Origin of the sequence: Domibacillus enclensis, from assembly GCF_900156125.1 — a bacterium.
Taxonomy (GTDB): Bacteria; Bacillota; Bacilli; order Bacillales; family Domibacillaceae; genus Domibacillus; species Domibacillus enclensis.
In genome coordinates, this window is the sequence record NZ_FTLX01000005.1 from 1 (window position 1) to 15,298 (window position 15,298).

General features: G+C 49.3%; 14 protein-coding genes. 11 read left to right on the forward strand and 3 right to left on the reverse strand.

Annotation, left to right across the window (positions count from 1 at the left end):
* The 5 genes from srlE to BW952_RS11150 all read left to right on the forward strand — a co-directional run.
* A partial coding sequence (gene srlE / locus BW952_RS11130) for a PTS glucitol/sorbitol transporter subunit IIB (RefSeq protein WP_076496287.1) occupies nucleotides 1-999 on the forward strand: 999 nt, incomplete at its 5' end.
* Between the two features lie 18 nt (nucleotides 1,000-1,017).
* Nucleotides 1,018-1,401, forward strand: coding sequence for a PTS glucitol/sorbitol transporter subunit IIA (locus BW952_RS11135; protein ID WP_045849177.1), 384 nt, complete (start codon nucleotides 1,018-1,020; stop codon nucleotides 1,399-1,401).
* 171 nt (nucleotides 1,402-1,572) lie between these two features.
* Complete coding sequence (gene rhaM, locus BW952_RS11140) at nucleotides 1,573-1,887, forward strand: L-rhamnose mutarotase (RefSeq protein WP_045849178.1); 315 nt, start codon at nucleotides 1,573-1,575, stop codon at nucleotides 1,885-1,887.
* A gap of 40 nt (nucleotides 1,888-1,927) precedes the next feature.
* Nucleotides 1,928-2,689, forward strand: coding sequence for a DeoR/GlpR family DNA-binding transcription regulator (locus BW952_RS11145; RefSeq protein ID WP_045849179.1), 762 nt, complete (start codon nucleotides 1,928-1,930; stop codon nucleotides 2,687-2,689).
* Nucleotides 2,690-3,048: 359 nt separating this feature from the next.
* The gene (locus BW952_RS11150; RefSeq protein WP_045849180.1) at nucleotides 3,049-3,882 is read left to right on the forward strand and encodes a VOC family protein; all 834 of its coding nucleotides are present in this window, start codon (nucleotides 3,049-3,051) and stop codon (nucleotides 3,880-3,882) included.
* 49 nt (nucleotides 3,883-3,931) lie between these two features.
* Here the strand turns inward: BW952_RS11150 and BW952_RS11155 are convergent, their stop codons facing one another.
* Nucleotides 3,932-6,208: a glycoside hydrolase family 3 C-terminal domain-containing protein gene (locus tag BW952_RS11155; protein WP_045849181.1), complete on the reverse strand. Its 2,277-nt coding sequence runs from the start codon at nucleotides 6,206-6,208 to the stop codon at nucleotides 3,932-3,934.
* Nucleotides 6,209-6,311: 103 nt separating this feature from the next.
* On the opposite strand from BW952_RS11155, the gene BW952_RS11160 reads away from it, so the two are divergent.
* From BW952_RS11160 to cydC, 3 genes are all read left to right on the forward strand, one after another.
* Nucleotides 6,312-7,439: a helix-turn-helix domain-containing protein gene (locus BW952_RS11160; RefSeq protein ID WP_052698324.1), complete on the forward strand. Its 1,128-nt coding sequence runs from the start codon at nucleotides 6,312-6,314 to the stop codon at nucleotides 7,437-7,439.
* 157 nt (nucleotides 7,440-7,596) lie between these two features.
* Nucleotides 7,597-9,309, forward strand: coding sequence for a thiol reductant ABC exporter subunit CydD (gene cydD, locus BW952_RS11165; protein ID WP_045849182.1), 1,713 nt, complete (start codon nucleotides 7,597-7,599; stop codon nucleotides 9,307-9,309).
* Nucleotides 9,306-11,003, forward strand: coding sequence for a thiol reductant ABC exporter subunit CydC (gene cydC / locus BW952_RS11170; protein WP_076496289.1), 1,698 nt, complete (start codon nucleotides 9,306-9,308; stop codon nucleotides 11,001-11,003). The genes cydD and cydC overlap by 4 nt, the downstream gene beginning before the upstream one ends.
* Before the next feature lie 26 nt (nucleotides 11,004-11,029).
* Here cydC and BW952_RS19455 read toward each other — a convergent pair whose 3' ends face one another.
* Entirely contained in the window at nucleotides 11,030-11,176 is a 147-nt protein-coding gene (locus tag BW952_RS19455; protein ID WP_156149399.1) for a hypothetical protein, read from the reverse strand.
* A 100-nt stretch (nucleotides 11,177-11,276) separates the two neighbouring features.
* Nucleotides 11,277-12,656: a Glu/Leu/Phe/Val family dehydrogenase gene (locus tag BW952_RS11175; protein ID WP_094031973.1), complete on the reverse strand. Its 1,380-nt coding sequence runs from the start codon at nucleotides 12,654-12,656 to the stop codon at nucleotides 11,277-11,279.
* A 131-nt stretch (nucleotides 12,657-12,787) separates the two neighbouring features.
* On the opposite strand from BW952_RS11175, the gene BW952_RS11180 reads away from it, so the two are divergent.
* From BW952_RS11180 to BW952_RS11190, 3 genes are read left to right on the forward strand one after another with little or no spacing between them, the layout of a single operon-like run.
* Nucleotides 12,788-13,246: a small multi-drug export protein gene (locus BW952_RS11180; protein WP_045849184.1), complete on the forward strand. Its 459-nt coding sequence runs from the start codon at nucleotides 12,788-12,790 to the stop codon at nucleotides 13,244-13,246.
* 5 nt (nucleotides 13,247-13,251) lie between these two features.
* Nucleotides 13,252-13,980, forward strand: coding sequence for an oxygen-insensitive NADPH nitroreductase (gene nfsA / locus BW952_RS11185; protein WP_175607578.1), 729 nt, complete (start codon nucleotides 13,252-13,254; stop codon nucleotides 13,978-13,980).
* Entirely contained in the window at nucleotides 13,977-15,194 is a 1,218-nt protein-coding gene (locus BW952_RS11190; RefSeq protein ID WP_139325441.1) for a hypothetical protein, read from the forward strand. The genes nfsA and BW952_RS11190 overlap by 4 nt, the downstream gene beginning before the upstream one ends.
* The last annotated feature ends 104 nt before the right edge of the window (nucleotides 15,195-15,298 follow it).

Here is a 15,298-nt window from a genome sequence, read left to right on the forward strand (position 1 = left end):
GCAGTCAAGATTACAAAAGGCAGCAGCGGCTGGGGAGGGCCACTGGTCATCCAGCCGGACGAGCAGAAAAAATACGTCGTGTCCGTTACAGGCGGCGGCATCCATCCGGTGGCGCAGCGCATTGCGGACTTAACCGGTGCCGAAGCAGTGGACGGCTTTAAAACATCGATTGAAAAAGAAGAAATGGCGTGCGTCCTGATCGACTGCGGCGGCACAGCCCGCTGCGGCGTCTACCCGAAAATGGGCGTCATGACGATCAATTTAACACCGACCTCGCCGTCAGGTCCGCTGATGAAATTCATCAAGGAAGACAACTTTGTTTCGGGTGTCAAGGAGCCGGATATTCAGCCGGCAGACGGAACCGAAGCCCCGGTGACCGCCGCGGCCCATCCGAAAAACGCCCAGGAACTGAAGGCAGAGGCGCGTGAAAAAGTCGCCCAGATGAAGGGCAGCAAGGGCGAGCCGCGCAAGCAGAATCTCGTGGAGAAAATCGGCCGTTCGATGGGCGGCGTCATCGGGCTGCTGTACCAGGCGGCCCGCGAAACGATCGAGCAAGTATTAAAGAACATCATCCCGTTTATGGCGCTTGTCAGCACACTGATCGGGATTATCCTGTACACTGGCATCGGCGACGTGATCGCCAACTTTGTGTCGCCGCTTGCGAGCAATGTGTTCGGGCTTCTGTTGTTATCCGTCATTTGTGCCGTACCGATTCTGTCGCCATTGCTTGGCCCGGGGGCAGTTATTGCCCAGGTCGTTGGTGTCCTCGTCGGCGTGGAAATCGGCAAGGGGAACATTCCGCCGAGCCTGGCCCTTCCTGCCCTGTTTGCGATCAACCCGCAGGTCGGGGCGGACTTTGTGCCAGTCGGCTTGACGCTCGGGGAAGCAAAGCCGGAAACGGTGGAAGTCGGAGTGCCGGCTGTGCTCATGTCCCGCTTGATTACCGGACCGCTTGCCGTCGTAATTGCGTATTTTGCCAGCTTCGGTATGTATGAATAAACGAGAGGTGAATCAATTATGAATACATTAAACAAAACAAAAACAATCTATCAATCAACCGTTACAGCGCTTGGACCAGATGTGGATATGTTTATGGAAGAAAAAATGCTCATTATTTTCAATGAAACGGCCCCGAAGGATTTGCGGGATATTGCCGTCATTCATCAGGCTGCCCCTCTTGAAGGAACGATTGAAGCAGGTGATGTCCTTGCGTTCGGAGATCAGACATACACGGTCACGTTTGTAGGGGATAAGGTAAATGAAACGGTCGGTGATTTGGGCCATTGTACAATCGCTTTTAACGGAGAAGATCATGCCGACCTGCCAGGCACATTGTGCGTCGAGGCGAAAGAAATTCCAGAGCTGTCAGTTCCTATGCAGCTTGCATTTATGAAGCGATAAGACCACCAGTCATAATTGAAGGGAGCTATGGCGCAATAAGGAGCAAATTGAGCCATCACCTTTAGGAAACCAGTCAGCTTTTTACAGCTGACTGGTCTTTTTTTATGAAAGGGTATTCAAAAGTAAACAAAAATAAGTTATGATAAAACAAAAAGAAACGGAGTGTTATGAATGATTCGGAAAGCAAGTGTAATGACCGTGTACAAGGATCAATACGAAGAATATAAAAAGCGTCATGATGAGCTGTGGCCGGAGATGGCAGTGGAGCTTAAGGCGCATGGTGCAAGCAATTACTCAATTTTTCTAGAGGAAGCGACGGGAAAGCTGTTTGCATATGTAGAGATTGAAAGCGAAGACAAATGGGCGCAAATGGCAAGCACTGATATTTGTCAAAAGTGGTGGGCGTTCATGGAGCCGCTCATGGAAACGAACCCGGACCACAGTCCGGTGTCGACAGAGTTAAAAGACGTATTTTATTTGGCGTGATACAATGAACAAAAACAAACAAAGGCCAGGTGCAAAATCGATGCTTGTAGCAGAACGACATCAAAAAATTGTGGAGATTGTGAATGAGCGGACGAGCATACGTGTGACAGAGCTGAGCGATCTTTTTTCTGTGACAGAGGAAACCATTCGACGCGATCTTGAAAAGCTGGAAAAGGAACGAAAGCTGCAGCGGAGCCACGGCGGCGCTGTCAGTATCCAGGAAGAAGAAGCGGAAATTCACTTTTCTGAACGTGTGATCACGAATGTACAGGAGAAAAAAGCTATTGCTTATGAAGCAGCGAAACGGGTCATGGAAGGCGACCGGATCATTTTGGATGCCAGCACAACCGCCTGGTACATGGCAAAGGCGCTGCCGAATATGCCGCTGACGGTGATTACCAATTCAATGAAAGTGATCATGGAATTAAGCAAAAAAGAAAAAATGACAGTCATTTCAACTGGAGGCCAGCTGCTGCCAAAGTCGCTCTCCTACGTGGGGCCTCTCGCAGAACGCTCGCTTGATTTGTATCATGTGAATAAAACCTTTCTGTCATGCAAAGGGGTTCATTTAGAAGCCGGACTAAGTGATTCAAATGAGCAGCAGGCCATTTTGAAAAAGAAAATGATTGAGCAGTCGGATCAGGTGATTTTAATGGTGGATTCCAGTAAATTCGGGAAGCGCGCTTTTTCCATGATTGTACCGCCGGGAGAAGTCGGTGAAGTCATTACCGATAAAGGAATCGATTCATCAGCCAAAAAAATACTTGATGAAAGAAAGGTCATTGTGACGATTGTTCATTAAATTTACACTATCTATGGGAAAAGCCGGATGATTCAGTTGAATCGTTCGGCTTTGTTAGTTGAAGAAAAAAAGCTAACGCCGATATCCACCGTCCTATCGCTGATATAGTTGAAATACCGGCGTTAGGACAACTTTTATCAGCGATTAGCAGGATATACCGGCGATAGAGTGGCTCATATCAGCGATTAGGTGAATATATCAGCGATAGAACCCCCAGTATAGTGATGATCCGACAAATTGGGTGCAGGCAGCTTTCGTTTATCCGAATAAAGAAGCTTGACTATTCATTTCTTTCTTTTTATAATAAGTTACATAAAGTAACCAAAATAAAAAAGGTAACAAAAAGAGGAGAATACAGAATGGATCGTTTTCATGAGAAGCCAAATGTCTTTGTGGGTGAGGTCAGTATAAATGTAACAGATGTAAGCCGCTCGATTGAGTTTTATACGAATGTGATTGGGCTGCGTGTGTTAACCCAGTCAGCGCAGCAGGCTGTGTTAACAGCAGATGGAGAGACGGCTCTCGTGACACTGGAACAGCCGGATGGTGTTATGCCGAAGCAAGGAAAAACAGCGGGTTTGTATCATTTCGCCATTCTTCTTCCGGAGCGAAAAGATTTAGCCGTCTTTTTACGTCATTTGCTCCAAACGGGCTGGCGCTTTGGCGCTGCGGATCATTACGTAAGCGAAGCGATCTACGTCGATGATCCGGATGGAAACGGCATTGAAATTTACTGGGACCGCCCGTCGTCGGAATGGAAGTGGAAAGAGGGTCTCGTGGACATGGCCACTGTTCAGCTTGATGGAGACGGCTTGCTTGCTGAAAGTGATGAGTCTTTTACCGGACTGCCGGCCGGTACGCTGATGGGCCACCTTCACTTGCATGTATCAAGTCTGCCGGAGACGGAAGCTTTTTACACAAAAGGGCTTGGCTTTAAAGTGGTCAGCCATTATCCGCAGGCGATTTTCACCTCAATAGGCGGCTATCACCACCACATTGCCTTGAATACATGGAACGGCACAGGTGTTAAGCCGCAGCCACACAATGCTGTAGGGATGAACTGGTTTACGCTGCTGTTTCCAAGTGAGGAGATGCGTGAGGAAGCTATCACACGATTGAACGAGCTTGGCGCCGCTGTTGATCAATTTGTCGTGGAAGACCCATCCGGCAACCGCATTCGGCTGCTTGTATAAGAAAAAAGGTTCCCGGAAGTGGGAACCTTTTTTTATATTTTGATCGGAATCAGCTCTGGATCAATGCGTCTTTTTTCAGCGACGTATTTAGTTCGTCAATAAAACGGTTCATTTCCGCTTCGTCAACGCCGCCTGGGTTAAAGGCGATCAGCGCACGCAGTGGCAAGTAGTTGACCATTGCGGCCATCATATCGTTTTCTTCTGCGCCTTCTTCCGGCAGGGAAAAAGGGCTTCCTTCCGTCGCTTTTTTGATAAAGGCTTTAGCGAGTGGATGGTGCTTAATATCACCAACAGTCGTATTGCGGTGCACCTGCTTCACGACTGGAACTGTCGACATCACCTGAATGGTTTCTTCAAGGCGGAGATCCGCAGACGATGCGCCGATGAAAATAGTAAAAGTGCCTGTTTCTACATGCCAGTCGGCAAGCTCAGTATTGAAGTACGCAAATGCACGCTTGCTGAGCGTAAAGGTGACAGCTGTTTCTTCACCTGGCTCCAGGTACACTTTATCAAACCCTTTTAATTCTTTTTCCGGACGAATGACGGTGCTTTCCTGGTCGCGAACATACAGCTGAACGATTTCGTGACCTGCGACGCTGCCGGTGTTTTTAATGTTCACCGTGACGTTGACAGAATCCTGGTCCGTCAATTCTTTTTTGTCCACCTTTAAATCCGAATAAGCAAAGGTTGTGTAACTGAGACCGAATCCGAACGGAAACAGCGGCTCGATGCGCTTCGTGTCGTAATAGCGGTAGCCGACAAAAATGCCCTCCTTGTATTCCACCTTGTCGCCTTCTCCTGGAAAGTTTAAGTGAGACGGGTTATGCTCGAGCTTGTGCGGGAAGGTTTCGGCCAACTTGCCGCTCGGGCTGACGACGCCAAACAATACATCAGCGATCGCGCCGCCCAATGCCTGGCCGCCGAGATATCCTTCCAGCACAGCCGCCGTCTGATCAAGCCACGGCATTTCAACAGGCGCTCCGTTGCTGAGCACAACGACGACATTTTTCTGCACAGAAGAGACGGCTTCAATGAGTGAGATGTGGTTTGCAGGCAAGCGCAAATGCTTCCGGTCATAGCCTTCCGATTCGTACCGATCCGGCAGTCCGACGAATAAAACAGCTGCATCGGCCTCACGCGCCGCACGGGTCGCTTCTTCAATAAGTGCTTCATCCGTTTCATCGCTTGACACGTCGTAGCCGCGGGCATATGCGGCATCGGCTTCCTTCGCGATTTCATCAAAAATGTTTTCAAGCTTTGTCGGCTTAATGTGCGAGCTGCCGCCGCCCTGGTAGCGGGGCTTTTGGGCAAATTCACCGATCACCGCGACCTTTTGGCTGCGGGACAATGGAAGAATGGCCTCGTTTTTCAGCAGTACCATGCTTTCGCGCGCCGTTTCACGTGCCAGCAGATGGTGTGTTTCTTTGTCATACGCTGCATTTTCCTTTTGATGTGCCACCACTTTGAATATAATCCCCAAAATCCGCTCAACGGCCCGGTCGAGTGCTTCTTCAGACAATGTGCCATTTTGAATCGCTTCGATGACTTTTTTCTCGCCAGCACCATGACTGGCTGGCATTTCAAGCTCAAGTCCGGCAGCCAGTCCGTCCGCACGCTCGTTGACAGCGCCCCAGTCGGACACAACAAAGCCTTCAAACCCCCATTCCTCTTTTAAAATATCATTCAACAGCCGTTTGCCTTCAGCTACGTATTCTCCGTTGACTTTATTGTAGGAGCTCATCACCGTCCACGGCTGCGCACGCTTCACCGCTTCTTCAAAGCTGGCTAAATAAATTTCGCGAAGTGTCCGTTCATCCACAATGGCATCAACAGACATGCGGCGGTGCTCCTGGTTGTTCACAGCAAAGTGCTTTAGTGAGGTCCCGACGCCCTGGCTCTGAACACCTTGAATATGAGAAGCAGCCATTTCAGATGAGAGATACGGATCTTCTGAAAAGTATTCAAAGTTGCGTCCACAAAGCGGCGAGCGTTTAATGTTTGCGCCCGGACCGAGCAGCACCCCGACTTGTTCTGCCTGACATTCCTCTCCAAGTGCAGCGCCGACCTTCTCAATCAGCGAGCGGTTCCAGGAGCTGGCCATTCCGGCAGCAGAAGGAAAGCAGGTCGCCGGCACGCTGTCGAAAAGACCAAGGTGGTCGGCACTCGTATCCTGCTTGCGAAGTCCGTGCGGTCCATCGGTAACCATAATCGATGGAATGCCGAGCCGCTCGACACCCTTTAAATGCCAGAAGTCAAGACCGGAGCACATGCCCGCTTTTTCTTCTAGTGTCATTTCCTTTAGTAATGCGGTTACATTTTGATTCATATGAAATCCTCCTTCTTTTTGAGCATCATATAAAAAAGGAAGCTATAATGATGGTATATAACCATTATTTTTGGTAAATAACCGTGAAAGAGTGAGAATAGTCATGCGATTTGAGCCGCTCAAGCAATTAACGTCAGACCTATTAGGCTGTCAGGCTTTACTGTTGAACAGTCAAGACTCGGCAGCCTTTCAACAAACATATAAACTGGATCTGAAGCCGTCGAAAAACGGACCTGCCATCTTTACTTCGGCTTATTTAGAGCAGTTTTTTTTCTTTCGTTTACCGGATGGAGATACGTTTTTAGCCGGACCTTGCTTGCATGAAGAAATGACGGACATTCGGCTCCGTGCATGGATGAATGATGTAAGCGCCCGGCAGGAGCAGCGGGCAGGCTATTATCGCCGGCTGCCCGTTATTTCAAAAAAGAAATGGCATGCGATGGCCCATTTCGCTTTTTGGAGTGTGTATGGCAAAAAAGGGGTGCTGGCTGAGCAGGGGGAAGCTGTTCAGGTGGAGCAGTCCGAGCCGCATCTGTCCCGGCGAAAACAAACGCTGTCGTTTCACCATGATCCGTCTCATGAGCAGAAACTGATGGATGCGATTCAAAAAGGGCTCATACAGGATGTGATAGAAATTGTTCAGTCAGGACCGGCGGATGGCGGTGAATTTGGGGTTTTGTCCAAACGGAGCTTTATCCGAAGCCAGAAAAACCTGGCCATTGCGTCGATTACATTAGCGACAAGGGCTGCAATGAAAGGCGGCGTGCACCCGGAGACGGCTTATACGATTAGTGACGTATACATTCAGCGGCTAGAAGAGCTGCAGGAAGTAAAGCAAGTCGAAGCGCTGCTGCGGGATGCGCTTTGTGCGTTTACAGAACGGGTGCAAAAAGCGAGGTTACAAGCGTATTCGCCCACCATACTGAAATGCCTGCGTTATATCGAGCAGCACGTTTATGAGCCTATACGGCTGGAGGAGATTGCTGTGCACGTTGACCTGTCGCTTTCTCACGTATCTGCACGATTGAAAAAAGAAACGGGCATGACCGTCGGTGAAGCGATTCAAAAAGCGCGGGTGGAGGAAGCGAAAAGCCTGCTAAAGCTGTCCACACATCCGATTGCCGCGATCAGCGCCTGGCTGCACTTTACTGACCAAAGCCATTTTACAAAGGTGTTTAAAAAGCATGCGGGCCTGACACCTAAGAAATACCGGCAGTCTATTTCTTCTTAATGGAATGGTTTTCATGCTATCATTGAACAAAATGTGACGTCAGGGCTGGAAAGTAACCGAAAAGCGAGCAGAAGAGGAGCAATTTAAAGAAACTTATTTTATACTAAAAAGACATTGTGAATATTTTCACGTTCAGAAAGGTGGAAAAATAAAGCCGATGAAAGAACTTCAGAATTGGGCGTTTGCACAAAAAGGGATCATCGGAGCACTCGTTGGCTTGTCGGTTCTGCTGGGCACTGTGATTACAGGGCAGGCCTACTTTTTAGTTCATGCGGTCGATGCGGTTTTTCTTCAAGAGAAAGCGTTTCAAGCGATTATCCCGCTGCTCGGCTTTTTGCTCGGAACGATGGCGGTCCGTGTATTTATTACGTATATGAACGCAAGGCTCGGGGTGAAATTAGCGGCTATTGTGAAGCGTCATGTTCGTACGCTGCTGCTTCACAAGTGGACGTCCAACCCGATCCAGACGGCGATACAGGGCCAGTCGGGCGGGAAGGTGACGGTGATGATGGAAGCGGTCGACAGCATCGACAGCTATTATCGCGAATACATGCCGCAAGTGATAAAGGCATCTATTGTACCGCTGATCGTACTGGCGGCTGTTTCGTATACCCATATTTGGAGCGGGGTCATTATGATGATTACCGCCCCATTTATTCCGCTTTTTTATATTATCATCGGCATTAAAACGCAGAAGAAATCAGAAGAACAGCTTGGTCAATTAGCAGCGTTTTCCGGGCAGTTTTTGGACACGCTGCAGGGACTTCAAACGCTGAAGCTATTTGGCCGCTCTGCACGGCAGAGGGAAGAAATTCAGCGAAGCAGCCTCGGATTCCGGGAAGCGACGATGGATATTTTAAAAATCGCTTTTACCTCGACGCTGATGCTTGAGTTTATTTCTACGCTGAGCATTGGACTGATCGCTCTTGAAATCGGTCTGCGTCTCGTCGTGTTTGATAGCATTTCTTTCGTATCGGCTTTTTTCGTCCTCGTTTTGGCACCAGAATATTACACGGCACTGAAGGAGCTTGGCGCTGCTTTTCATACGGGACGCGGCAGCCTGGGAGCGTCTGAAAAAATCAAAGAAGAGCTGCAAACGGACGATCATGCGGTTCAGTGGGGGATAAAAGAAGTGACGGCGCAGCCATCTCTGGCGCTTGAGAATGTGGAGTTTCGATATGGAGACGGATTTGCCGTAAAAACCGTTAATTTCCGCATCGAGCCGGGCGCTCGTGTTGCGATTGTCGGAGCAACGGGCTCAGGGAAAACGACGCTGTTGAACATTGTGGCGGGCTTATTTGATCCACTCGCTGGAGAGGTGCTGGTTGACGGTCAGCCGAGGCATCAATTTAGTGAAGCTTCCTGGTTTGAACAGATCAGTTACATTTCACAGGTCCCTTATTTATTCTCGGGAACAATTGAGGAAAACATCCTGCTCGGTGCAGTCGGTCAGCCGACTCGTGAGGAAGTGGAGGAAGCCGTTCGTAAAGCAGGCTTGAAGGAGATGATCGGCGAGCTTAAACAAGGGCTGGACACAAGCGTAGGGGAAGCGGGGCGCGGTCTTTCCGGCGGGGAAAAGCAGCGTGTAGCGCTGGCCCGAGCTTTTTTAAAAAAGCCATCCCTTGTGCTGTTTGATGAACCGACAACCGGGCTTGATTTAAAAACCGAGCAAATTTTGCAGCGGTCGATCGATGAATTGGCCGAAACGGCGACGGTCATCACGGTGGCGCACCGGCTCCACACGATTCAGCAGGCAGACGTGATTTTCCTGATGAAACGAGGAGAAGTGGAAGCGGCTGGAACCCATACGGAATTACTGGATACAAGCGAAACGTACCGATTGATGGTGCAGGGAGGCGGGGCACAGTGAAACGGTTAATCGACATTATGATGGAAGAAAAGCGGGATGTGCTTCTGTCTGTCCTGTTCGGGGTGCTGGCAGGCCTGACATCGGTTGCGTTGTTCGGGCTGAGCGGATTTATGATTTCAAAGTCGGCTCTTCAGCCGCCTTTGTACATTATTACGATCATGACGGCTCTTTTGAAATTGTTTGGTGCGGCGAAAGCGGGAAGCCGCTACGCCGAACGGTATGTTTCCCACCGGGCGACCTTCACTATTTTAAGCAATCTGCGCGTATCCTTTTATGAAAAATTAGAGCCGCTTGCACCGCGGATTTTCGGGAAATACCGGAGCGGTGACCTGCTGGCGCGGATCGTCGGCGATGTAGAAACGCTGCAGAACTTCTTTTTGCGTGTATTTTATCCGCCGCTTGTCCTTGTGATCGTGTTTTTAAGCACAGTGCTGTTTACGATGTTTTACTCGGTATGGATCGCGCTTGTGCTGCTGGCGGGCCTTCTTTTCACCGGGTTTATTATTCCGGGGCTGCTTTCGCTCAAGCAGCGGAATGTGATGCGAGGGGTTCGGGCGAAGCGGGCTCAACTGTCGACCGAGACGACCGAGCTGTTATACGGGTTTCGAGATTTAAAGCTGCATCAGAAGCTGGATAAAAAGCAGGGGCAGCTGCTGGAGATGGCGAACAGCTACGCGGGAGAACAGGAAAAAGAAGGCGTCCAGGCTGCAGCAAGCCAGTCGCTGAATGCAGCGGCCGCGCTGTTTGTTTCATTTATGGTTCTCGTGCTCGGCGCGTATTTTGTCACGATCGGGGAGCTGGACGGGTTGCTTCTGGCGATGCTTGTCATGATCTCGTTAACGGTATTTGACAATGCGGTGCCAATGGCCCTGTTTCCGGCGCATTTTGAAGAAACGAGACAGGCATCGAGCCGTTTGTTTTCAGTAGTAGACGAGCCGGCTCCAGCTCCTAAAAAGCAAAGACTTGATGAAGAACGGGCTTTTTCCATTGAATTAAAGAATGTCACGTTCACCTATCCGGGAGAAGAACGGCCTGCTCTTCAGGACGTTTCCTTTAAACTGCCCGCTGGTACAAAAACGGCTATTGTCGGCCCGAGCGGCTCAGGCAAGTCAACAGTGCTTCAGCTGTTGCTGGATATGTACGCGGTGGAACACGGCGATCTGTTCATTGGGGAAACATCCATCCGTGACATTCAATCTGAAAGCATCTGGTCTCAAACGAATGTGATGCTTCAAGCCAATCACTTTTTTTACGGCACGATCAAAGACAACCTGCAAATCGCACGAGAGGATGTAACGGATGAAGAGATGAAGGAAGCCCTCCGCGTTGTGGAACTGCCTTTTTCCCTGGATGATCCGGTGCTTGAAGGAGCGGAAAATGTGTCTGGCGGTGAAAAACAGCGGCTTGCGCTGGCCCGGGTGCTGCTGAAGCGGGCCCGGATCTGGCTGCTCGATGAACCTTCCTCTTCCCTTGATGTGTTAACGGAAGGGAGGATGTTCAATCACTTGCTGAAGGCAGCGGAGAAGGATACGCTCCTCCTCATCAGCCACAGGCTAACCGGCCTTGAAAAAATGGATCAAATTATCGTCATGGAAAACGGACGAATCGCCGAAGCCGGTTCGTTTGGAGAGCTGATGGCGAAGCAGGGGTATTTTTATGAACTAAAGCAAATGGAACGACAGGTCATTGAGTAGCACAAAATAGAAGAAAAGCCGAACGGTCAGCGAAACATCATTCGCGGTCGCTCGGCTTTCTTTGTTTTTGAGCCCATTTCTTCTTTAAAAGCGATCGCTGATAAAGGAAGAATACCGCCGATACCGACTTGTCGATCGCCGATAAAATCAATAAACCGCTGATATTTGCCCATCTAACGCTGATATCTTTAACATATCGGCGATCCACTCTTTATATCAGCGATAATGAACAGATACCGGCGTTACGGCCACAGCATTCCTCTCTTTAAACCATTAATACAGCTGGCCTTGCCGGTACAGAACATCTGACAGCCTGGTCAGGGAATGGATGTAACAGTTTTGGCGGAGTGAAAACGGATCGGCAAAAAATTGTGGCAAGATTGTTTCCATCGTCTCCTGCATCTTATGGATCAGCTGCTCATACACGGCTTCTTCTGTGTAAAATTGTGTTTCGCGTCCTTGCAGCCATTCAAGATACGAGACGATAACCCCGCCCGCGTTGGCTAAAATATCCGGGATGATCACCACGCCTTTTTCGCTGAAATAGTCGTCGGCCTCCTGTGTAATAGGCGCATTGGCACCTTCGACGATGATTCGGGCGCGGACCTGTTCTTTGTTGTCGTCATGCAGCTGGTCCTCGAGTGCAGCGAGGAAAAGAACGTCAAGTTCCATAGACAAAATGGCATCGCGGTCATGAATGTCAGCGGAAACGCCCGCTGCCTGCAGCGCCTTTTGCGTCATCGGCAGGTCTCCACGGTTTTTCGAAGCAAACGCAACTAAAGCTGGAATATCAAGGCCATCCGGATTCACAAGTGTTCCGTTACGGTCACTGACGGCGACAATTTTGTTTTGAATGTGCGGACAGCTATACGCCTCCATTGCGGTAACAGAACCGACATTTCCAAATCCTTGAATAGCCGTACGCATCGGGCGTCCTGCATGCTCGAGAGCTGTTTTTGCAAACGCATTGTGAGAAGAGGCGAGTGTTTTTTCATTTTGCCTCATATAATCATGAAGCAAGTAGCGGTAGGTAAAATACACCCCTTTCCCAGTCGCTTCTCTTCGCCCCTTTGATCCGCCAATCGCGACGCTTTTTCCAGTAAAGCTGCCTAAATACGCATGACCGGGGTGAATTTTTTTGTATTCGGTCATCATCCAGTCCATTTCGCGCTCCCCGGACCCGACGTCTGGAGCAGGGATGTCTTTATCCGGGCCAATCAAATCACTGAAATAGCGGACGTACTTCACACAAAGCAAATGAAGCTCCCGCTCATCCAGCGTTTTCGGATCGATGAGAATGCCGCCTTTCCCGCCGCCAAAAGGTACATTATGCAGCGCATTTTTCAGTGTCATTAAAAAAGCGAGATTGATGACTTCCTCTTCGTTCACGGATTCGTGAAACCGGATGCCGCCTTTATACGGACCGAGGGCGTTGTTATGCTGTACCCGGAAAGCGGGTATGCGCACGACCTCTCCTGATTCAAGCGGCAAACGGATAAACGATTTGTGCACATGATTCGGCGTAGACAGAATGGAGCTCAAGGACATAAAAGCCTTTTTACGCTCTGTCCCGGTCAGCTCCGGCAAAAAGACTTCATTCTCAAGAAGTGCATCCAGCGAGTTTTGGACAATCATTCTAGTTTGACTGATCAATTGTACCCCTCCTGTAAACGATTTCTTTCGTAGTTTACCCGAAAAAGGAAGAGGAAACTCTTAAGGGCTGATAGTTGCCAGAATGCCAGCCCTTCGATACAGTAAAGGTATTATAAGACGGAGGAAAAAGAATGCAACTTGTGGAATATTCCCTTGTGTTTATTGCAGCCGCCATTCCCTGGATGGAAATCGCACTCGTTATCCCGGTCGGCATCGTGCGTGGACTTTCGCCCTTTTGGGTCATGCTGCTTGGCTTCACCGGCAACATGCTGACGGTGCTGATGCTCATTTTCGGTTTTGCCAGAGTGGAAGAGTGGATGAAAAAACGGTTTGATTTGAAAAACGGCCGGCAGACAAAACAGATGGACCGGGCCAGACGGATTATGAATAAATACGGCCTGCCGGGGCTTGCTCTTCTCGGTCCTTTATTCATCGGCACCCATATTGCGGCCTTTATTGGTCTGTCATTTGGTGCAGATAAAAAGTGGACAACCCTTTGGCTGACGATCAGCATCGGGCTCTGGACGCTCATTATCGGCATCGCCACAATGCTTGGCTTTGACTTTTTTCTACAACAAACGGAAGGATGAGTACAATGCTTGAATTATTAAAATCCCATGCCTCGGTTCGGAAGTATACAGACGAGCCCGTTTCGGATGAACAGCTTCATGAGCTGATTGAAGCGGCTCAAAGTGCGGCAACGTCCCACTTCGTCCAGGCGTACTCGATTATTGACGTAACGGATGCGAACAAGCGTGAGCAGCTGGCGGAGCTGTCGAAAAACCCGGTTCAAATCAAAGGCGCGGCGCGTGCGCTCGTTTTTTGTGCCGATTTAAAGCGGCTGGATTATGCTGCGAAAAAGCACGGCAAAACAGTTGAAGCGGGCACAACGGAGAACTTTATGGTCGCTGTCATTGACACAGCGCTTCTTGCCCAGAACTTCGTTGTCGCGGCGGAATCGAAAGGATACGGCATTTGCTATATTGGCGGCGTCCGCAACAACCCGGGGCCGATCAGTAAATTGCTGAATCTTCCTGACCATGTCATTCCGTTATTTGGCTTGACATTTGGCGTTCCGGCACAAACAAATGAAGTAAAGCCGCGTCTGCCGGTTCAGGCCATTTTGCATACAAATGAATACGATGAAACAAAATACGAAACGCTTCTCGATGAATACGACGATGTGATCCGGGCGTATTATGCGGACCGGTCCTCGAATAATAAGGATGCTGGATGGACAGAAGGCATGGCTGATTACTTATCGGAGCCGCGCCGAACGTATATGCTTGATTTTGTGAAAGGGAAAGGGTTTTTAAAACAGTGAGACACGAACAGCTGAAAGAGTGGACAGAGATGGTTCGGACGAAGTTTGGTCTGGAGGACTTTACGTGTTTTGAATCGATGACCACCTATGCCAAAAACGATTGGAATGAAACAGACTACCGATTTACAACAGAATGGCTGCCGCCGGGGCATACAGGCCGCCAGGAGGATGAATCAAACCCGCATGGTACAGCCGTGATTGAGCTGAATGCGAAAACAGGCCGGCTGAACAGTGTGATTTTTGTTGGCGGGCTAGCACCGAAGCGCGGACTGTCCTTTTTAACCGGTGATAAGGAAGAAGTGATTCGCTGGGTGGAGCAGGAAACGGGCTGGACGTATGGAAATGAGTTTATTGATGCACAGCGGACAGACCATGAGTTTTCGTTTCAAACCGCATTTGGAGGAATTCCGGTTTCGCCGGAAGGCTTTATTCAGCTCTCAATGGATGAACAAAAAAAGCTCGTCTTTTTTTCTGTACATGGGCAAGTGCCTGAGCAGGCAGAAGAATCCGTTCTTCAATTGTCGACAGACTCAATCGAGCCGCTCGTGAAGGAACGGCTTGTTTTGGTCGAGTATCCAGCTAAAGAGGAAGAAAAATGGCTGCCGTTGTTTATGATCGATGATGTACTCGTTGATAATGAGACAGGAAAAACGATAGAAGACATGCAGGAAATCCTGACGTGGAAAACGGCCAAAAACAAAAAGGTGAAGCGAAAGCTCGTGCAGCTGGCAGCGGCGGATATCGACGAAAACCGGTTGTTTGAATTTCCGCCTCATCCAGATACACGGCCGATTACAAAAAAGGGCTATGCGAAGGTGCGTGAAGCGTCTACGGAGTTTTTGCAGACATACGTGCCGAAAGAAAGCGGCGAGTGGACGCTGTCAAATGTGCTGCGGTCAAACGGCGTGATCGAAGCACGACTAACCAACACAAAAGATATATCGGTCGTGCCGCGCATGTGGAAGCTGCTGCTTGATCCGGATTCCTATAACGTGATCAGCTATCAGGACAGCAGCTGGATGACGGCACCGTACGAAGAATTCGAAAAAGCGGAAGCACCGCTGTTATCCCGAAGTGAAGCATTTGAGAAAATAAAACCCCACGTTGACATCACCCCTGTGTATATGTGGGATGGAACGACGTATCGTTTAACCGGAAAGGTAGATTCGTCGGTCGCTGTTCATGCAGCGACAGGTGAACTAGTCCGTTTTTAATAAAAGGCAAAGCCCGGAGTAAATAGGGCTTTGCCTTTTTTTGTTACAGCTGGATCACAATTATTAAAATTTTTTTAATTTTTTTTCAAAAGAAGTGATCCATT